19 protein-coding genes and 1 pseudogene are annotated in these 20,241 nt (G+C 48.7%); 6 read left to right on the plus strand and 14 right to left on the minus strand.

Annotation, left to right across the window (positions count from 1 at the left end; all coding sequences use genetic code 11):
* Window positions 1–172: 172 nt before the first annotated feature.
* Window positions 173–631: a GAF domain-containing protein gene (locus ACK5NH_RS16420; RefSeq protein ID WP_011625985.1), complete on the minus strand. Its 459-nt coding sequence runs from the start codon at window positions 629–631 to the stop codon at window positions 173–175.
* Window positions 632–649: 18 nt separating this feature from the next.
* A complete protein-coding gene (locus ACK5NH_RS16425) occupies window positions 650–946 on the minus strand; it encodes a YebG family protein (protein ID WP_416921806.1) in 297 nt (98 codons plus the stop codon).
* 205 nt (window positions 947–1,151) lie between these two features.
* Between ACK5NH_RS16425 and ACK5NH_RS16430 the strand changes: the two genes are divergently transcribed.
* Genes ACK5NH_RS16430 through ACK5NH_RS16440 form a run of 3 tightly spaced genes read left to right on the plus strand, consistent with a single transcriptional unit; the run spans window position 1,152 to window position 5,029 of the window.
* A complete protein-coding gene (locus tag ACK5NH_RS16430; RefSeq protein ID WP_416921808.1) occupies window positions 1,152–1,787 on the plus strand; it encodes a paraquat-inducible protein A in 636 nt (211 codons plus the stop codon).
* Between the two features lies 1 nt (window position 1,788).
* Complete coding sequence (locus ACK5NH_RS16435) at window positions 1,789–2,406, plus strand: paraquat-inducible protein A (protein WP_416921810.1); 618 nt, start codon at window positions 1,789–1,791, stop codon at window positions 2,404–2,406.
* Window positions 2,393–5,029, plus strand: coding sequence for an MlaD family protein (locus ACK5NH_RS16440; protein WP_416921812.1), 2,637 nt, complete (start codon window positions 2,393–2,395; stop codon window positions 5,027–5,029). Before ACK5NH_RS16435 ends, ACK5NH_RS16440 begins: the two co-directional genes overlap by 14 nt.
* A gap of 160 nt (window positions 5,030–5,189) precedes the next feature.
* Here the strand turns inward: ACK5NH_RS16440 and ACK5NH_RS16445 are convergent, their stop codons facing one another.
* Window positions 5,190–6,416: a nucleoside recognition domain-containing protein gene (locus ACK5NH_RS16445; protein WP_416921814.1), complete on the minus strand. Its 1,227-nt coding sequence runs from the start codon at window positions 6,414–6,416 to the stop codon at window positions 5,190–5,192.
* Between the two features lie 146 nt (window positions 6,417–6,562).
* On the opposite strand from ACK5NH_RS16445, the gene rsmF reads away from it, so the two are divergent.
* The gene (rsmF, locus tag ACK5NH_RS16450; protein WP_416921839.1) at window positions 6,563–8,011 is read left to right on the plus strand and encodes a 16S rRNA (cytosine(1407)-C(5))-methyltransferase RsmF; all 1,449 of its coding nucleotides are present in this window, start codon (window positions 6,563–6,565) and stop codon (window positions 8,009–8,011) included.
* Window positions 8,012–8,309: 298 nt separating this feature from the next.
* On the opposite strand, the pseudogene ACK5NH_RS16455 reads toward rsmF, so the two are convergent.
* The 9 genes and pseudogenes from ACK5NH_RS16455 to apbC form a co-directional block, all read right to left on the minus strand.
* Window positions 8,310–9,098: pseudogene (locus ACK5NH_RS16455) on the minus strand (TatD family hydrolase).
* Between the two features lie 128 nt (window positions 9,099–9,226).
* Entirely contained in the window at window positions 9,227–9,553 is a 327-nt protein-coding gene (locus ACK5NH_RS16460) for a PilZ domain-containing protein (protein ID WP_416921816.1), read from the minus strand.
* A gap of 6 nt (window positions 9,554–9,559) precedes the next feature.
* Window positions 9,560–10,516 carry a DNA polymerase III subunit delta' gene (gene holB, locus ACK5NH_RS16465; protein WP_416921818.1) on the minus strand — a complete coding sequence of 319 codons (957 nt, stop codon included), beginning with the start codon at window positions 10,514–10,516 and terminating at the stop codon, window positions 9,560–9,562.
* Window positions 10,510–11,139 carry a dTMP kinase gene (tmk, locus tag ACK5NH_RS16470; RefSeq protein ID WP_416921820.1) on the minus strand — a complete coding sequence of 210 codons (630 nt, stop codon included), beginning with the start codon at window positions 11,137–11,139 and terminating at the stop codon, window positions 10,510–10,512. The genes holB and tmk overlap by 7 nt, the downstream gene beginning before the upstream one ends.
* Window positions 11,136–12,146 (minus strand): endolytic transglycosylase MltG, encoded by a 1,011-nt coding sequence (gene mltG / locus ACK5NH_RS16475; RefSeq protein ID WP_416921822.1) that lies wholly within the window; start codon window positions 12,144–12,146, stop codon window positions 11,136–11,138. Before mltG ends, tmk begins: the two co-directional genes overlap by 4 nt.
* Window positions 12,143–12,952 carry an aminodeoxychorismate lyase gene (gene pabC / locus ACK5NH_RS16480; RefSeq protein ID WP_416921824.1) on the minus strand — a complete coding sequence of 270 codons (810 nt, stop codon included), beginning with the start codon at window positions 12,950–12,952 and terminating at the stop codon, window positions 12,143–12,145. Before pabC ends, mltG begins: the two co-directional genes overlap by 4 nt.
* A gap of 5 nt (window positions 12,953–12,957) precedes the next feature.
* A complete protein-coding gene (gene dcd / locus ACK5NH_RS16485; RefSeq protein ID WP_416921826.1) occupies window positions 12,958–13,539 on the minus strand; it encodes a dCTP deaminase in 582 nt (193 codons plus the stop codon).
* Window positions 13,540–13,568: 29 nt separating this feature from the next.
* Window positions 13,569–14,207, minus strand: coding sequence for a uridine kinase (udk, locus tag ACK5NH_RS16490; RefSeq protein ID WP_011072566.1), 639 nt, complete (start codon window positions 14,205–14,207; stop codon window positions 13,569–13,571).
* 11 nt (window positions 14,208–14,218) lie between these two features.
* Window positions 14,219–15,334: an iron-sulfur cluster carrier protein ApbC gene (apbC, locus tag ACK5NH_RS16495; RefSeq protein ID WP_416921829.1), complete on the minus strand. Its 1,116-nt coding sequence runs from the start codon at window positions 15,332–15,334 to the stop codon at window positions 14,219–14,221.
* 160 nt (window positions 15,335–15,494) lie between these two features.
* Here apbC and metG point away from each other — a divergent pair, with 160 nt between their 5' ends.
* Window positions 15,495–17,525, plus strand: a complete 2,031-nt coding sequence (gene metG, locus ACK5NH_RS16500) for a methionine--tRNA ligase (RefSeq protein WP_416921831.1) — start codon at window positions 15,495–15,497, stop codon at window positions 17,523–17,525.
* Window positions 17,526–17,911: 386 nt separating this feature from the next.
* Entirely contained in the window at window positions 17,912–18,868 is a 957-nt protein-coding gene (locus ACK5NH_RS16505; RefSeq protein WP_416921833.1) for an AEC family transporter, read from the plus strand.
* A gap of 109 nt (window positions 18,869–18,977) precedes the next feature.
* Here ACK5NH_RS16505 and ACK5NH_RS16510 read toward each other — a convergent pair whose 3' ends face one another.
* Together ACK5NH_RS16510 and ACK5NH_RS16515 are read right to left on the minus strand one after the other, a co-directional pair.
* A complete protein-coding gene (locus ACK5NH_RS16510; RefSeq protein WP_088211605.1) occupies window positions 18,978–19,730 on the minus strand; it encodes a Nif3-like dinuclear metal center hexameric protein in 753 nt (250 codons plus the stop codon).
* A gap of 60 nt (window positions 19,731–19,790) precedes the next feature.
* Window positions 19,791–20,241 (minus strand): glycine zipper 2TM domain-containing protein (locus ACK5NH_RS16515; protein ID WP_416921835.1); only part of this gene is annotated, 451 nt, incomplete at its 5' end.

Here is a 20,241-nt window from a genome sequence, read left to right on the forward strand (position 1 = left end):
TAGCATTCTCGCCGAGTTAACTAAAGTTAAAAAATATCAGTTAACAATTTTTCACGGCTGAACCTATCAGGCTTATTTAGGCTGCGCTCGAAATAAGCCTTATCAGTGCATGCGCTATTATAAGGCGCACGCCACCGATTGCGACTATGAATTATGCGTTATTGTACGCAAATTAAGCAAATAGGCAGTTTTCGAAGCTTTTTACCAATAATTCCAAGCCCTTTTGGTCTTCTTCGTCGAAGCGATCAAAAATAGGACTATCGATATCCAGCACCGCCACGACCTTACCATCGGCGCGGACTGGGATAACAATTTCAGAATTACTGGCCGAATCGCAGGCAATGTGGCCATCAAATTGATGTACATCGGCGACCCGCTGAGTCTGATTGGTCTGCGCGGCCGTACCACACACGCCCTTCCCCATTGGAATGCGGGTACAAGCCACTTTACCTTGGAAAGGACCAAGCACAAGCTGTTCGCCACGCATCACGTAAAACCCCACCCAGTTCAGCTCGGTCAGGTTATCGTTTAGCAAAGCAGAAAAATTAGCCATAGCAGCCACTAAATCATCCTCGCCCTCAAGTAAGGCCAGCGCTTGACGATTCAGTGACTCATAAAATTGCGGTTTCATAGACTTCCTAAAATGTTATTACGCAGCGTCATCCTTCTTAGGCGCTTTCTTCGCTGCATTTTGTTTTGATGGCGTACTATTAACTTGAACCACGCCTTTAAGCAAGTTTGTCAGCTCATCTTTATTGTTAGCAAAATAGAATGCGAGCTGTTCGCTCACGGTTTCATCAATTCCGAGCTGCGCTTTTTGAATAAATGGAATGAGGTTGTCGGCGATGTCGAGCATCTTATCGTAGGCATCAGCCTCCTTTTTCGATGTGAATGTCATCTTTTCCACCCCTTCTCTTACCACGACAAACTGTGTAATAACTGCCATGACTGCCCTCGCACTGTTTTTATATACAGTAATCAGAATGACATAAAGTGAACTAGTGATGCAAGTGTTCTGATTATTCTGGTATTATGGGTTCGCTTTTCGTTGTCGAGATGGGTCAAGCAATGTGCTATCTCACCCTATAATTTGGTTTTATTGCGGATTATTTGCTCTCTCTATGGCTTTGGGGCTAATTTAATATCTTTATATGCATGAAAATACAGTAGAAAACTCTGTAATCCTCTGTCGTTCCTGCGACTTGGCCATTCGAAAGCGCGCCCTTCCTACGGGTGTTAGGGCCTTATGCCCGCGCTGCAGTACCGCACTTTATGACACTCCATACTGCTCAGTAAACGGCATGTTGGCGCTGTGCATTACTGCGATGGTGTTCTATTTCCCCGCTAATTTCTTCCCTGTACTCGAAATTCACTTTTTAGGTAGCATTCGCACCACTACAGTGTTTCAGGGTGCCTTTGCGGTGTTCGACCAAGGTTATTGGGTCGTTGGATTAGCCGTGCTCGCGGCCGCCGTAATCGGCCCAGGTTTATTGATCCTGTCAATTCTTAGCCAAATCTTAATTATTAAATGGGGGCTTGGAAGTCCATTTTGGCGCCACAGTCTCAAACAGTTATTAAAGCTCCAAGGGCTGTTATCCCAGCTGACTATGCTTGAGATTTATGTGATTAGCTTTCTGGTTTCCTCATTTCAATTATCTGACTTTTCGGATATTTACTTCGGTATGGGTACCTTTTGCTTTACCATGCTGTTTTTAGTCACCCTGTTCCTGCAGCGTGAATACGATATTGAGCATATGTGGAGTCTTCTAATGCAGGAGCGTCACTAAGATGAAGCAACAGGGCAAAGATTTAGGCCTGTGCCTGTGCCGGGTTTGCAGGCAGCTCAATAGCAGCGAAAATAGCCACTGCAGTCGCTGCGAAGCCGAACTACAAGTTCGTGACCACAGCAGTTTGCAAAAAAGTTGGGCGCTGCTCATCACCGCCGCCATCTTGTTGGTTCCAGCCAACCTCTATCCTATTACAATGCTCACCAATCAGGGGCAAGTGCGCCACGATACTATCTTCTCTGGGATTATCCATTTAGTGCATTCGGACATGTTACCCATTGCTATTATCGTGTTTATTGCCAGTATTTTAGTACCTTGGGTGAAGATAATCGGCCTAGCCACTTACCTATGCGCCATCAGCTTTAATCTGCCAGTTTCAAAAAAGAAACTCATGGTGGGATTTCATATTATCGAGTGGATCGGCCGTTGGTCGATGCTCGATTTGTTTGTAATTTCCATAACGGTTGCTCTTGTCAATATGGGTCAACTACTCGATGCAAAGCCTGCACCCGCGGCCACGGCGTTTGCATTGGTGATTTTACTGACACAACTTGCCGCAAAAGTTTTAGACACTCGTTTACTCTGGGATCGATTGGAACCTCAAGATGACACAAATTGAATCGCCAAAAGTTGTGAAGAAAAAACTCTTTTCGCCGATTTGGCTACTCCCAATTGTGGCGCTCGCACTCGGCGCTTGGCTGGGTATTAAGAGCATTAAAGAATCGGGCATTGAAATTCAGATCCACTTCCCCAGCGCCACGGGGATCGATGTGGGTAAAACCTTAGTCAAATACCAAGGCCTTACCGTCGGTAAGGTGAAAGACATAGGTATCGATGAGGATCTTAAGGGCGTAAACGTAAAAGTCATGATGGACTATCGCGCTAAGCCTTTCTTAAATAAAGAGACCCTCTTTTGGTTAGTGACCCCAAAAGCCAGTATCACAGGAGTTGAAGGCCTAGATGCGCTGTTTTCGGGTAACTATATTGCTATCCAGCCGGGTAAAGGCAATGCCGCCACCTTCTTTGAGGCAGAACGTCAACCACCACCAATGCAAATTGGCTCCGAAGGGGTAATGATTGAACTGACGGCCGATAAACTCGGCTCGTTGGACGTTGGCTCACCGGTGTTCTTTCGTCAGATCCCCGTCGGCAGCGTGGTCAGCTACCGTTTAGATGGCAACGCCAGAGTGATTATCAGCGCCTTTATTCAAGAGCAATATGCGCGTTTAGTGAAGAAAAACTCTCACTTTTGGAACGTTTCCGGCGTTAAAGTCGACGCCAGTTTAGCGGGCATTAAAGTCAACACAGAGAGCCTTGCTTCTATCTTGGCGGGCGGTGTGAGTTTCAGTTCCGACGATAAAGCGCCTGCGGCCCAAAATGGCGACAGTTTTGCCCTCTATGATTCCGAAACCAGCGCCCTTGGCGGGGTTGAAGTCAGCCTGACCATGAGCGACGGCAGCGCTATCGATAAAGGTACTCGCATTGTGTATCGCGGTATCACCATTGGTACTCTACAAAGCAAACAACTCACAGCGACAGGCGTGACCGCGGTGGCAAAATTTGAGCCTGAATACGCAAATCTGTTAACCAGCGACGGATTGTTTTGGCTTGAAGGCGCGGATATTTCACTCTCAGGTATCAAAAATCCCGAGCGTTTACTCACCGGCAGCGTGATTAACTTTTTACCTGGTACCAACGCCAATACGGCGCTGCCAAGCAGTTTTGCCCTGCAAGAATCCGCGCCCGATCTATTGAAGGCCAAGAAGCGCCAGCTCACCATCACCTCAACTGAAAATATGGGCCTCACTGCGGGCGCCGAAGTGCGTTACAAGCAGCTGCCTATCGGTCAGGTGCTGGCGGTTAAATTAACCAAAGATCTGTCGGCCGTTGAATATCAACTCGAGCTGCAACCTGAGTTTGCCAGCTTAGTTCGCAGTGATAGCTATTTTATCCCAGAGTCGGCGCTGAGCATCGATGCCTCACTCGATGGGGTGTCGGTGAAAACCCGTGATATGGCTACCCTCACCAAAGGGGCTGTAAGTCTTATCCCAGGAAGCAGCGACACACCGCTTGCGGCGAATACTCGCCTGTCACTCTTTAGCTCGATAGATGAAGCAAAACAATTCTTTGCTCGGCAGCAACGTCTTTACTTTACTCTCAGCAGTGTCGATGGCGCCGATGTTAGCCAAGGCTCACCGATTTACTATAAAAAAATGCAAATCGGTAGCGTGGAATCGGTCAACTGGCAGAGTAAAACCGAAGATTTTGCCATTAAAATCGCTATCGATAAGCAGTTCCAACCCTTAGTGCAAAAACCTAAAGTGTTTTGGCGCAATAGTGCCGTGGATGTTAGCGCCAGCCTCGCGGGCATTGATGTCGCTGTCGCTCCACTACAGGGCGCGTTAAAAGGTAGCATCAGCTTAGGTTTGTTAGAAAATCCACTCGCGGAGCCTAGTGCAGCACTTAAACTATACGAAAGCAAACAGCTCGCCTTAGCGCAGGCTCAAGCAATCAAACTCACCTTACCCGCTTCAGCAAAATTGGCAGCAAAAGCCGCGATTCGTTATCAAGGCCATCAAGTGGGCGAAGTGACGCAAGTTAAGCTCAATGCCGACTTAACAACCCTCACGGCCACCGCCTACCTCTATGGTGAATATACCGATCATTTCAGCCGCAGTGATACTGAGTACCATATGGTTGACGCGCAAATCTCCTTAGCGGGCATTAAAGCACCAGAAACCTTAATCACAGGGCCTTATATCGGCGTGTTACCGGGTAAGAGCAACCAAAAAGCCACCCACTTCCAAGCCAAATTGGTTGAGAGCAGCTATGCCAACGTGGCCGAAGATGCGCTTAAGTTTACCTTAGAGGATAGCAACCTTGGCTCGATGAAAGTCGGCACGCCTATCTTCTTCCGTGGCATAAAAATCGGCCAAATCGATGGTTACAGCCTGTCGTCTCAAGGCAACAGTGTGCTAATGCAAGCGCATATTGAGCCGCAGTACAGTTACTTAGTGAATCAGAGCAGTCAGTTCTGGGACGCTTCAGGCATTAAAGTCGATGTGGGGATTTTCTCTGGGGCGCAAATTGAAGCCGGCTCGCTCGAAACCCTATTGGCAGGCGGCATTAATGTCGCCACCAAGGAAACGACGCAAACAAACAATCGCTTAAGCCAAGGTGCTGTGATTAAGTTGCAACATAAAGCACAGAGCGAATGGCAGGAATGGGCTCCGGCCCAATAAAATTAAGCCTTATGTAGTTTGGCCAGCTTGATAATAAGCCTAGCGAATTCGATGTCACTTAAAAATCAGGCGCATTAGATAAACTCTAATGCGCCTGATTTTTATCAGCTAAAGCGACGGTGTTTACCATCGCTATCAATCAGCATTTCGCTTCACATCCTTAGCCATAGAACCAATAACAGACCGCAATCGCGGCGCAGATCCCTGCAAAATCGGCCGTTAAGCCACAGGCAAGTGCATGGCGACCGTGACGGATCCCAACAGACCCAAAATAGACTGCCATCACATAGAAGGTCGTTTCAGTGCTCCCCTGAAAAATCGCTGCCAAGCGCCCCGCAAAGGAGTCCACACCGTGATGCGCCATGGTTTCGAGCATCATGGCCCGCGCACCTGAGCCACTAAAAGGTTTCATCAACGCGGTTGGCATAGCATCGACAAAGCGGGTATCAAACCCGAAAAGGCTCACCCCACTGGCAATCAGTTGCAACAAATAATCCAAAGCGCCTGAAGCTCTGAGTAAACCAATGGCCAGCAGCATGGCTAGAAGATACGGGATCAATTGAATCGATTGGTTAAACCCCGCCTTGGCGCCTTCGATAAACTCATCATAAATCGCCACTTTTCTCACGCCAGCCACCAGCACAAAACTGAAAACTAACAGTAGTAATACCCCGTTGCCCAAGGCTGTCGACACTGTGCCAATCGCGTCTGCCGTTAAGGTCATCAAATAAAAACCACTGGCAACTAATGCTGACAGGAGCACAGCGCCATATCCGAGAACCACGGCATTGAGCAGTGAAAGCCGTTGCACAACAGCGACGATCAAAAGCCCCGCTAAGGTTGAGGCAGACGTAGCGAGCAGAATTGGTAAAAAAATGTCCGCAGGTGCAGCGGCGCCCTGCTGGGCACGGTACAGAAACACAGTGACAGGGACTAGGGTCACCGAGGAGGTATTGAGCACTAAAAATAGAATTTGCGCATTGGTCGCAACGGTTTTTACTGGATTTAAACTCTGTAAATCCTGCATCGCCTTTAAGCCCAAGGGCGTGGCGGCATTATCCAGCCCAAACACGTTGGCAGTTAGGTTCATCGTCATACTGCCAAAGGCAGGGTGTCCCTTGGGTACTTCGGGCATCAAGCGGCGCAGCAGCGGCTCAAACACAAAGGCAATTGCCCCGACAACCCCCGCTTTTTCTCCTACTCGCATTAATCCCATCCATAGGGATAATACGCCCACTAAACCTAAGGCGATTTCTGCGGCGAGTTTAGCGCTGGTAAACAAGGCCTCAACTGCGTTGGCAAGCACCTCGATATGCCCATTAAAAAGCTGTACCGCCATCGCCAGCAGCGATGTGAGGAAAAACACTAACCACACCCGATTTAGCACTCTGCCGCTTCCTTATTTTTATCCATGCTTTGTCTTTATGTTGCTTTGATAACTGGTTTTTGATGGTAAAAGCCAAGGGAGAAAATCCCAGCCCAGTAAGGGATTATGATATACTTGCCGCAGTTGATACACTGCCTAATCCCGTTATGGTTCAATTAAATCAAAATTTTATCAATACTATTGCCCAAGAACTGCCCACCCATCTCTCAATGGATGATTTTATCGCGGCCTGTTCGAGACCACTACGTCGCTCAATTCGCGTCAACACCTTAAAGATCAGCAGTGAAGACTTTAAGCGTTTGATGCAACCTAAAGGGTGGATCTTTGAACCCATTCCTTGGTGTGCTGATGGTTTCTGGATAAGCTACGATGAAGAAGAACAGCTCGGCAACGCCCTAGAGCATATTCAGGGGTTGTTCTATATCCAAGAAGCCAGCTCCATGCTGCCCCCTACAGCACTATTTACCCCAAATGCGGATTGGCAATGTGTATTAGATTTAGCCTCGGCGCCCGGTTCTAAAACCACTCAAATGGCGGCGTTAATGAATAATCAAGGCTTATTAGTCGCCAATGAATATTCCGCTAGCCGCGTCAAAGTGCTCCATGCCAACGTGCTGCGCATGGGCGCAAGTCACTGCGCCCTAACCCACTTCGATGGACGAGTATTTGGCGAGTATCTGTATGAAAGTTTTGATGCGGTATTAATTGATGCCCCTTGCGGTGGTGAAGGCACAGTTCGTAAAGATGCGGACGCGTTAAAATCTTGGTCCCTCGATGAAGTGATCGAAATTAGCGAAACCCAAAAGGCGTTAATCGAATCCGCATTTTTAGCCTTAAAACCGGGCGGCAGTTTGGTGTATTCCACTTGCACCCTCAATCGGCACGAAAACCAAGGCGTGTGCGAATATTTACAGCTAACCTATGGCGATGCGGTGCAATTTGAGTCCTTAAGCCAATTGTTTGATGGCGCTGAAAAAGCCACTACGCCAGAAGGCTTTTTGCACGTTTGGCCGCAAATTTACGACAGTGAAGGCTTTTTTGTCGCTAAGTTGACTAAAACCCGCTCCGTGCCCCGCCTGCAACCTGAGCCTAAATTACAAAAGAATTTCCCCTTTACGGAGGCGAGTGCCAAACAAGCCAAAGCCATTCAAGCCTATTTTGCCGATGATCTGGGTATCGAACTGCCCGATGATCTCATTATGGTGCGTGACGATGAGTTTTGGCTCTTCCCCCATGAATTTAGATACTTTATTGGCAAAATGCGCTTTCAGCGGATTGGGGTGAAGCTTGCCGACCACAGTAAACATGGCTTTAAAGTCCGCCATGAGGCGATTATTGCGCTTGCGGGTAAAGCGCTTAAAGCCGGGGCACAAAATAGCGCTAAAGTCGTCGACATTAGCGATGAGCAGGCGAAAGAGTATTTGATGGGACGAGATATTCCCCTCGATACGGCGGGCAAAGCTCAAGGCGAAGTGATTGTCTGTTATGGCGGTGCGCCTTTAGGCATGGCTAAACATTTAGGCTATAAATTAAAAAACAGCCTGCCCAGAGACTTAGTAAAAGATAAAGTCCTATTGCTACCACCACAGGCATAATGGTTATAAATCGGCGATTTTTTAGCGAGAAATAACCTAAAAAACGGGGCGGAGAAAGTGTCACTCACATTAAACTCAACTACACTGAGTCTATTGTAAAGCGCACTGCATGGCGCTTTCATCTGTAGCGCACGGCTCTTCAACGAGCCATTCCCCTAGGCCCAAACAGTTGGAATCGTTTTGGGCCTTTTTTTATGGGCTGACGCCTAATCAAATTAAGCTATTAAGTGTTAGCTTTATGGAGCAAGCTTTACCGACTGCCACTTTACTCACAAGGCGCAAGCAAGAGTTACACCTCTTATCGGCCTATTAAACGGGCCGCATCCTTAAACAAGTTAAAGAAGTTCTCACTGGTGTACTCGGCAAGCTCCTCGTAACGCTCTCCGCGCAGCTCTGCCACAAATTCAGCCACATCACGCACATAGGCGGGTTGATTCTCCTGTCCACGGTGTGGAATAGGCGCAAGATAAGGCGAATCGGTTTCCACCAATAAACGCTCTTTCGGCACTTTGCGGATCACGGTTCTTAACTCTCCGGCATTTTTAAAGGTCACAATGCCGGAGACGGAAATATAAAAACCTAAGTCAATCGCCGCCTTGGACATTTACGAGTTTTCCGTGAATCAATGCTACACGCCACCGACTTTGTCCGCCTGCCCCGCTTTGAGCATGTTGATGGTGTCTTCGCTGGCATCACGGGTATGCACAATCAGTGGCTTATTGACTTCAAGGGCTAAGGCAATTTGTTGCTCAAAACATTGTTGTTGCAGGGCTTTGGTCTCATCGGCATAAAAATAATCTAAGCCGGTTTCACCAATGGCCACCACTTTCGGATCCATCGCAAAACGGCGAATTTGCTCAACATCGAGGCCGTCTTTCACATCCAGCGGATGCACTCCCGAAGATAAAAACACCTGCTCGAAAGCTGCAACCTTGTCACGCATCGACTCGAATCCCTGTTGGCGCACATTGACACAGAGCATATAGTCGACACCGCGCGCCTTAGCGTTGGCGAGGATGAGTTCTAAGGTTTGTTGATCGGGCGCCGCTTTCAGGCGATCGAGATGGCAATGTGAATCGATAAGCACAGCAATTTCCACACACAGAAACAAAAAAGGAGCACAAGGATACTCAGCGATGGGATCGAGGTCAAATTCCGCTAAGGCTCACTCAGCACTAAATACTCAGTGTAGGCCCTAGCTAAGCACAACAGAAATTACATAGTGCAGGTTAAGTCGCCCGAAGCGAGCTCTCGGGATAAGAGTTTTTCGATATGGTGTTTATGGCTGTCGGGATCTGAAACGATTTTAATCCCAATCCCTGCAGGACGGCCGCCCGATGCCCCTAAGGGATTAATCCAAACGACTACCCCACGAAACTCGTTTGAGGTGGTAGCCCCTGGCAAACGATAGGCAATGGTTAAGGTCTCGCCGAGGTAGTGAGCTTCCCCCGTGGCGACAAACAGCCCTGCCGGTTTGATAAACGGCATATAGGCGCGGTACAGCTGATGTAAGGTATCAAAATTTACGACAAGATCGACCATGGCATGTTACTTATTTGTTATTTCTCTATATTCTAAGACATAACTTTGACACAAGCCCAAATAATTGACAGTCGGCATTGCACTTAAGCTATGACACATTCCCATGATTTTCGCCGCCAAGTTCCCTATTTGCGCTTGAACAAACGCATCTTGGTCGCCGTACTTCAATAAAATTTGTCTCAGGAGTAAGTATAAAACCTTAAGAGCATCAATGATTTGTTGTTCACTTATCGTTAACAAACTAGCACACAGATGGCCTGACGACAAACTTTGCGCCCAATCTTTGCGAAAACCTAACAAAGTTTGATAGCGACTCGGTTGTGTCCCATCTTTTAGCAAACTTTCGGCCAACTTTAATGGGCCGCCGACTACACTCAAGCACCAAGTCACATCTTCTTGGATCTGACACTGCTGAATTAACCAGTTTTTGATCAATATCTTAGACGGCGCCACAAAGGGAAGCCGCTGGCAACGACTGCTGATCGTCGCCATCAAACGCGCGGGCGTATCGGAATGTAATAGCAGTAAAGTGTCTTTGCCCGGCTCTTCAAGCGTCTTAAGTAGCGCATTGGCCGAGGCTGAGTTAAGGCGTTCGCTGTGGTGAATGATGGCAACGCGCCGACCGCTCTGTTGAGCAGTTGAACTCAGGCGAGTACAAAGTTCACGGATTTGATCGACTTTGATTTGATGGCCATCTGCCTCAATTTGATAAAAATCGGGGTGATTACCCGCATCAAATAACTGGCAGGACTTACAAAAACCGCATCCGCCAGTGGGAGTGGGTTGTGAACACATGGCGGCGCGCGCCATAAACACGCTCAGCAGTTCACCGCCATAGGCGGAATCGATACCCACTAGCTGGGCATGGGGGACTTTTTGGGTTTGTAACTGGGTTAAAAACGCCTGTCTTGACGCATCGAGCCAAGGCAGGGTTAAAACATCAAATCCGCTTTGCGCTACCATGCCATCGCCTGTAACACGGCGAGAATATCTTTATGCACTTCAGCCATGGTTTGGCTGGCATCGATGACGACAATCCGCTCATCCTCGCTGGCAAGTTTGAGGTAAGTTGCGCGCGCCCGTTCAAAAAAGTCAATGGCTTGTTGCTCGATCCTATCAAGCTCGCCCCGCTTTGCCGCGCGTTGCAGCCCAAGCTTAGGATCAAGGTCAAGATAGAGGGTTAAATCGGGTTTGAAGCCTTTAAGTGTCGCGTTACTCACGGCTTCGACTAAGGGCATTAAGCCGCGTCCACCGCCTTGGTAAGCCAAGGATGACAAATTATGCCTATCCCCTAACACCCAATTACCTTCTGCCAGCGCAGGTTTGATCACATTGGCGACGAGCTGAGCTCTGGCGGCGTAGATCAATAAACATTCGGACTCATCACACAGAGGATCGCTTGGGTCGGCAATTTTTACTAAGTCACGAATGCGCTCGGCCAGCGGCGTACCGCCTGGCTCGCGTGTGCAGACGGGAGCAAGGCCGGTGTGCTTTTCAATAAAATCGCGAATCAGGGCAATCGCACTCGATTTGCCTGCGCCTTCCAGTCCTTCAACAACGATGAATTTGGCGGATGCTTGGGTCATTTTTTCTTTCTCTGATAAATATCGACGGCACGGTTATGCTCTTCCAAGGTGGTAGAAAACACATGGGTGCCATCGTTGCGCGACACAAAATACAAATAACTGACCTGGGCAGGTTTAGACACCGCCTGCAATGAGGCCTTACTCGGCGCAGCAATCGGCGTTGGCGGTAGCCCGAAAATCCGATAGGTGTTAAAGGGAGTCTCTTCCACGAGATCTTTACGGGTGATATTGCCTTTAAATCTGTCCCCCATGCCGTAAATCACCGTTGGATCGGTTTGCAGCTTCATCCCCAGATTGAGTCGATTGATAAACACACCAGCGATTTGATCGCGCTCGAAGGCTTGGCCAGTTTCTTTCTCAACAATCGAGGCCAAGATCAGCATCTGGTAGGGCGATTTGAGTGGTAAACCGGGCACACGCTCCGCCCATGCTTTGGCAAGCTCCAGCTCCATCATCTTATAACTTTGGGTGAGCAGCGTCTTAGCATCACTATCGGCGGTGTAATGATAAGTATCGGGGAAGAATTTACCTTCGGGCAACGCCGAATCATCGCCCTGCTCCATCAATACCGCACTAAAGACTTCGGGAGACAACTGTAAGTGCGGCGCACTCGCAAGTTGTTGTTCCCACTCGGCAATGGTTTTACCTTCGACTAAGGTCAGGCTGAAGGTTTTCACCTTGCCATTCACTAAATCGTTGAGTAAGTCGGCAATCGACTGCGAAGGAGACATCTCATAAAGACCGGTACGGATCTTCGCCAGCTCTGGGCGCAATCTCAGTAACCATTTGAGTTTCCATTTATCTTGGATAACACCATCGGTTTCTAACTGCTGCGCTAATTGATGCACGCTGGTGCCACGGGCAATGGTTAATTCTTTGGCTTCGGTTAGGACTAAGGGGGTTTGGCTGTAATCAATAATCGTTCGATAGCCCCAATAACCAACCAAACAAGCTAAGGTCAGCAAGGTCAACAAAGTAGAACTTGCGATCAGAATGATTTTTTTCATAGTGAGAGTGAAAGTGTTTGTCTAAGATCTGCTGTCAAAGGAGAAGGAGTAAAAGTGTGCGAGTCAATCGCCAGCACATCCACTACGCCTAAGACGCTGTTAGTGATAAATGCCGAGTCAAACTCCACTAAACGCTCGGCGCCAAACGGCAAACAATCGATATTCATCTGCTGTGCAAGTAAGGCTAACATAACTTGCTCGCGCATCACACCCGCGACACCGCAGCTGTCCAACGATGGGGTAATCACTTGATTGCCTTTGACAAAAAAGATATTCGCCATCGAAGACTCAATCACCTGTCCTGCACAATCCAGCACCAGCCAATCGTCATATCCCTGTGGCAAAGGCTGGGACTTGATCAACACTTGCTCGAGCCGATTTAAATGCTTTATCCCCGCCAATAAGGGTTGATGCCCTAAACGAACCGCTGAGGTTGCAAGCCGAATACCCTGTTGCTGCCACAAGGCATAATGGGGCGGAATAGGATGAACAGAGACGACTTCACTCACCTGCACTTGCTCAGGCGGTGCATAGCCACGGCCACCCACACCTCGCGTGAGCATCAATTTAATACAGTGCTGCGGATACTGTTCGGCGAGAATATCGAGTTGTTGGCTTAGGGCTTGACTCATTTGCCAGTCAAACCCTAGCCGTGCAGCGCCAGCAGTTAAACGCGCTTGATGCTGCTCAAAAAACAAAATGCCATGCGAATCGGTTCGCATCGTGGCAAATAGGCCGTCACCATAGGCTAGCCCTCTGTCCATGGGAGCGATGCTGGCCTGTGAAACCCCATTCACCCAAATCAAAGGTATTAGTCCTGACTGATACGGCTGGCAACCGCATCTTGCTGATCTTTATACTTAGCGTTTTTACGCTTGTTATAAGGACGTGCCACTGGGCCGCTTAAACGTTCAAAGTTTAACGCGCCAATGGTCATCCGTGGACGCAGCGCTAAAGGCAACTTACCACTGTTATAAAACTCGAGCACAATTTTACCCTGCCAACCCGGATCAATCCGGTGCGCAGTGACATGCACCATCAGGCCTAAACGCGCCAGTGAAGAGCGTCCATCGAGCCAACCGACGATATCGGCAGGCAGCGTCACGCTTTCATAGGTCACGGCAAGCGCCAATTCACCGGGATGGAGGAAGAAAGCTTCGCCGTCAGGGATTTCGATGATTTCGCTCATCACCCGGTCGAGCGCTGCCTGTACTTCAACACTCGGACCACTCAGGTCGATAAAAGGCGCGGTATGATCTTTAAAGACGCGAAATTGCCCCCCTAATCGCACATCGACACTCACGCCGGAAATCGCATCGTTGCTCGGGCGAGGTTCAATCACAATAGTGCCGTTATCAAGGGCCTGTTCAATTTCGATATCGGTTAAGCGCATCTTGCCTTTTACTCCCTGAGTTTTAATCGTTATTTTGCCAGTAAATGTTGAATACGAGTCTTCAAAATATCGGTCGCGATACGGTTCTTACCGCCGCGAGGCACGATAATATCAGCGTATTGTTTTGAAGGTTCAATAAATTGCAGGAACATAGGACGAACGGTCTTCTTGTACTGTGAAATCACTGACTCCATAGTACGGCCACGCTCAGCCACATCGCGAGTTAAACGGCGTAGGAAGCAAATGTCCAGCGGCGTATCCATAAACACGCTCGCATCCATCAATTCGCGCAATTTAGGATCTGTTAACAGCAGAATGCCTTCTAAAATGATCACTTTTTTCGGTGTCATTTTCACGGTTTCGGCCATACGCGTATGTTCGGTATAGCTATAGCAAGGAATATCAACAGCTTCGCCAGACTTTAGCAACTGCAAGTGCGTGCATAGCAGCTGATGGTCTAACGCCTTGGGATGGTCGTAGTTGGTTAACACACGCTCATCCATGGATAAATGACTCTGATCGCGGTAGTACGCGTCTTCGTTAATTACCCCAATCTGATCTGTGCCTAAATCGCGGCGAAGTTCGTCAAAAATCGTCTTGGCAATTAAACTCTTGCCCGATGCTGACGCGCCAGCAATTGCAATAATGACACACTGCTGAGAATTCATACCCTTAAACCTTACTCGTCATCTGATACGCTAATAGAAACTGTTTTTTGGCTCTGTTTGAGAGCCAATTCGGCGCCCACTTTACGGGCAATTTCCCGATAAAGTGCCGCCACTTCACTGTCAGGCTCGGCCACAACCGTCGGCGCACCCACATCCATGGCTTCACGGATATTGATGTGCAGCGGTAAGGCGCCTAACAGAGGAACTTGATAACGCTCGGCCATTTTACTGCCACCGTGCGTACCAAATGGGTGTTCTTTATGACCACACTCAGGGCATAAATGGAAACTCATATTCTCAACAATCCCGAGGACGGGGATATTCACTTTCTGGAACATGGTGATGCCTTTCTTGGCATCGGCGAGAGCGATGTCCTGCGGCGTGGTCACAATCACCGCGCCACTCACTGGCACTTTTTGCGACAGGGTTAATTGAATATCACCCGTGCCCGGTGGCATATCGACGACTAAATAGTCTAGCTCTGGCCACTGGGTTTCATTGAGCAGCTGCGCAAGCGCGCCCGCCGCCATAGGACCACGCCATACTGCGGCTTCATCACCACTTAACATAAACCCAATCGATTGGGCGGCAATACCATGGGCACTGGCGGCGCTCATGTGTTTACCATCGAGGGAAACGGGCCTGAAGTTGGGGATCCCAAGCATTAATGGGACGGAAGGACCATAAATATCGGCATCTAAAATACCAACCTGTGCGCCCTCAGCGGCCAGTGCTAAAGCAAGATTGACCGCCGTGGTTGATTTACCCACACCGCCTTTGCCGGACGCGACAGCAATCACTTGCTTCACATTGGCAATCGGTGCGATAGAAGCAATCGCCGAATACATCTTAGGTTGAAAATCGATTTCACACTCAACCTCATCGATGGCATCCAGCACAGCGAGTTTGTTGGTGATTGCCATGACAGTATCACGGTATTGGGTCATGCAAGGGTATGGATAGACTAAGCCAAGCTGCAAACGCTTACCTTCAATCGCCAATTTATTCACGCATCCTGCGCTCACTAACCCCTTCGCTAAGTACGGGTCGATATATGCATCGAGAATGGCCAGAACGGGCCCGAGAAGATCGTCACTTAAACGATAATCAGTTTGAGTTGAAGACAAAAGAATTACCCCCACCAATAAATTTGCCCAAGTGTACCAGATAATGACAAAAACATTAGCGCAGATTTAACCCAATCGACTCAGGTTTTGATGAAAATCATCCTGTAATCGGTTAGTATCTCTACCATTATTTTTGGCCCACCACGATATTTGAGACAAGATGGCAACTTCACAACGTAAAATTCTCGTGACCAGCGCACTTCCCTACGCGAACGGACCGATTCATTTAGGTCACATGCTGGAATACATCCAGACGGATATCTGGTCGCGTTATCAAAAACTTCGTGGACATGAGTGCCACTATATTTGTGCTGACGATGCCCACGGCACCCCGATTATGCTCAAGGCGCAGCAATTAGGCATGGCGCCTGAAGAAATGATCGCTCAAGTCAACAAAGAGCATCAGCAGGATTTCGCCGATTTTAATATCGCCTTCGATAATTATCACAGCACCCATAGTGAAGAAAACCGCGTGCTGGCGAGCGATATTTACTTAAAACTGCGCGCTAATGGCTATATCAAGAGCAAGAGCATTTCGCAATTATTTGACCCTGAAAAGTCGATGTTCCTGCCAGACCGCTTCGTCAAAGGCACCTGTCCTAAGTGTAAGTCACCGGATCAGTACGGCGATAACTGTGATGCCTGCGGCGCAACTTACAGCCCAACTGAGCTGATTAACCCTAAGTCAGCCGTCTCTGGCGCGACGCCTGTGATGAAGGACACTGAGCACTTCTTCTTCGACTTACCCGCCTTCGAAGACATGCTTAAAGAGTGGACTCGCTCGGGGGCACTGCAAACCGAAATGGCCAACAAACTCGACGAATGGTTCGAACAGGGTCTGCAGCAATGGGACATCACCCGCGATGCGCCTTACTTTGGTTTTGAGATCCCAGATGCACCGGGCAAATACTTCTACGTATGGTTAGATGCGCCTATCGGCTATATGGGCTCATTCAAAAACCTCTGTGACAAACGTCCAGAGCTGAGCTTTGACGAATTTTGGGCTAAAGACTCTAAGGCCGAAGTTTACCATTTTATCGGTAAAGACATCGTTTACTTCCACAGCCTGTTCTGGCCTGCGATGCTCCATGGCTCGGGCTACCGTCAACCTAACAGCGTCTACGCCCACGGTTATGTGACAGTAAACGGCGCTAAGATGTCTAAATCTAAGGGTACCTTTATTAAGGCGCGCACCTATTTAGACCACTTAGATCCTGAATACTTACGCTACTACTACGCCGCCAAACTGAGCAGCCGTATCGACGATCTCGATCTGAATTTAGAAGACTTCGTACAACGCGTAAACTCAGACTTAGTGGGTAAGCTGGTTAACCTTGCGTCTCGCACCGCGGGCTTTATCACTAAGCGTTTCGATGGCAAGTTGGCCAAGATTGCCGACACTACGCTCACGGATGCGTTTTTAGCTAAGCAAGAGCAAATCGCCGAGTTCTATGAAACCCGCGAATACGGTAAAGCGATGCGCGAAATCATGGCACTGGCCGATATCGCCAACGGTTTTGTCGCCGACGCAGCGCCTTGGCAGTTAGTGAAGCATGACGATCAACAGGAAGCTGCGCACCAAGTGTGCTCGAATGCTCTGAACCTGTTCCGCATTCTGGTCACTTACTTAAAACCTGTGTTGCCACGTTTAGCCCAGGACGTTGAAGCCTTCTTCCAACAGACCTTAACTTGGGATAGCTTGGGTCAAGATATGGCGGGACACGAAATTGCACCGTTCAAAGCCATGATGCAACGTGTTGAATTAGACAAGGTTAACGCTATGGTGGCCGACTCTAAAGAAAACCTGCAAGCCACGAGCGAGCCAGAAGCACCTAAGGGCCCATTGGCGACTGATCCGATTAGCGACACCATCAACTTTGAAGATTTCGCTAAAATCGATCTGCGTATTGCGCGAATCGTCAAAGCCGAGCATGTGGCCGAAGCCGACAAACTGTTAAAACTGCAATTGGATATCGGCGGCGAGACCCGTCAGGTATTTGCAGGCATTAAATCGGCCTACTCGCCTGAGGATCTCGAAGGTAAGTTGACTGTGATGGTCGCCAACCTTGCGCCACGTAAGATGCGTTTTGGCATGTCAGAAGGCATGGTACTGGCAGCAGGCCCTGGTGGTAGCGATTTGTGGATTTTAGAACCCCACGAAGGCGCACAACCTGGCATGCGTGTGAAGTAAGCTAGACTAAACACGAGTCAAGCTACAGCTAAATCGACATAAGGCCGCATTTAATGCGGCCTTATTTGTTGGTAAAAACATCCCGTTACGCTTTTCTGGAAGTGTAAGTTGATGCGATCTCGACAAGCGACTCACTGTGCGACACTATCGCGCCTGTGGCTAAGTGACTGTGGTTAAGTGACTTTAGCTAAATTTATCTAAATGACTATGGTTAAAATCGCTCTATCTAGTCGGCGATGGATTAGAGGTAACGACTAAACCGTAATAGTTCAGCGTGAATAGACCGCTATCACTAAGTAGTCATGGCTGAGTTGTAATCACTTTTGTAATCGTTAAGCCGCACTGTTTTTAGCGACAACGCATTATGGAATTTTCGAGGAGAAGTTATGGGCAATATCATTGAGCAGTTGTTGTTTTCTGCTTCAATAACCGGTCCCATCTGTTTAATGTTAGCCTTAGGCGTGATGCTTAAACGCACCCAAGTGATTGATGAGCACTTTATTGATGTCGCCTCTAAGCTGGTTTTTAATGTCACTCTGCCCGCGCTGTTGTTTCTCAGCATAATTAGCTCGCACCACGATCTTGCCGGCAGTGCGCCGTTAATCGGTTATGGATTATTAGCCAACTTACTGTTTTTTCTTCTCTCGACCTACGCGACGAAACGATTTTTCCCTGAGCCAAAAGATCAAGGCGTCATCATTCAAGGGGGATTTAGAGCCAATACCGCCATTATCGGCCTAGCCTATGTCTCTAATGCCTATGGCGAATCGGGAGTAGCTTTAGCAGCCGTTTATGTGGCATCCATGACACTGCTCTACAATATCCAAGCCGTGATTTGTTTAAGCCCGCGGGGAGAAGAATCGAGCCGCCGCGCCTTTTCGGTGATCATTAAAACCATCACTAAAAACCCGCTGATCATTGCCATTATGCTCGGCATACTGTTTTATCTGCTGGCGATCCCCGTACCTAAAATGGTTCTAGACGCTGGACAGTACTTTGCCAATATGACGCTCCCCTTAGCACTGCTGTGCACTGGCGGCTCACTGGATATTGGCTCGCTCAGACATGAGAAGTATTCCACTTGGTTCTCGACCGCCTTAAAACTGATCTTTGCCCCGCTGTTTATCACCCTAGGTGCCTTGATACTTGGCTATCGCGGTGTGGAACTGGCCTTAGTGTTTTTGATGAGCGCCGCGCCCACGGCGGCGGCAAGTTATGTGATGGCGCGGGCCATGGGGGGAAATGCCACCCTAGCCGCCAATATTATCGCCCTCACCACAGTTTGCTCACTGCTCACCTGCACCTTAGGCATTTTTATTCTGTCGACCCTTGGGCTTATTTAAACTGAGGCTTATTCAAACTTAGGCTGATTTGAACTTAGGGTTAATTTATATAAGACAAAGGCGAGCATGGCTCGCCTTTCATTTGCTGAATGTCGATAAGACAACGTCATTAAACAGGGTTAGCAATATCCACAAAATGGTGCACTAAATTAAATTCGCGGGCGAGATGACGCCCCAGCGCCTCAATACCAAAACGCTCGGTCGCATGGTGACCCGCAGCATAATAGTGAATACCCTGCTCCACCGCACTGTGGAACGTCCGCTCGGACACTTCGCCACTGATAAACGCATCGACCCCAAGGCTTGCGGCAATATCGATATAATCCTGAGCGCCACCTGTACACCAAGCTAAGTGCTGGATTTCATCCGAGCTTTCACCAATATGCAATGGCGTTCTGCCAAGCACTTCACCTAAGGTTGCGGCAAATTCACTGGCACTGACGGGTAAATCCAGTTTACCACGCCACACGAGCCCCTGCGCCACATCTTCAACCGCTTCGGCATCGAGGATCCCAAGTTTACGGCCGAGTGTAGCATTGTTACCCAGCATAGGATGAGCATCTAAGGGCAAGTGATAGCCGAACAAGTTGATATCATGGGCGAGTAAGGCTTTGATCCGGCGCTGCTTCATGCCGGTGATCACCTCAGGTTCACTCTTCCAGAAAAAGCCATGGTGAACCAAAATCGCATCGGCTTTTAGGCGGATCGCTTCATCAATTAACGCTTGGCACGCCGTGACACCTGTCACTATGGTGCGGATCTCTGCTTTCCCTTCAACCTGTAACCCATTCGGGGCGTAATCTTTAAAGGCCGATACGCGTAAGAAATCGGCTAAATATTGGGTTAGTTCTGTCCGTGTCATTCCATCACCGTTTACACTTTTTTATTGATTATAGGCAGTTACGCTTAAGTTCGTACTGTATCACATGGCTAAATCAACGCGAACCCCACCTTGCAGGTACACCACACGTACCCTATCCCCCGCATTGAATACCATGCCAGGATCATAATCTTGGATCACCATGACTTGCGTGCCATCTTCCTGAGTGATCATCAGCTCCACTAGCTTAAGTGATTGTACTGTGGTGCCACTGCCATAGCGATTACCAACACCAGCGCCAATCAAGGCCCCCAATACGGTCGCGATATCTTGGCCTGAGCCGCCACCAAATTGATGGCCAATCACCCCGCCCGCTAAGGCGCCGCCAAAGGTTTTCCAACCTTGGTTTCTGTCTTCAATCAATTGGGTTTCGGTGATATTGCGTACCGAGTTGATATCGCCATAGAGGACTTTTTCGACCGGCACAGCCTGATTACGATCGTAGCCTGCTTGCACGGGAGAAATCACTAAAGCACAAATAAACATAAAGCTC

The sequence above is a fragment of the Shewanella sp. genome, assembly GCF_047975355.1.
Classification (GTDB): Bacteria; Pseudomonadota; Gammaproteobacteria; order Enterobacterales; family Shewanellaceae; genus Shewanella.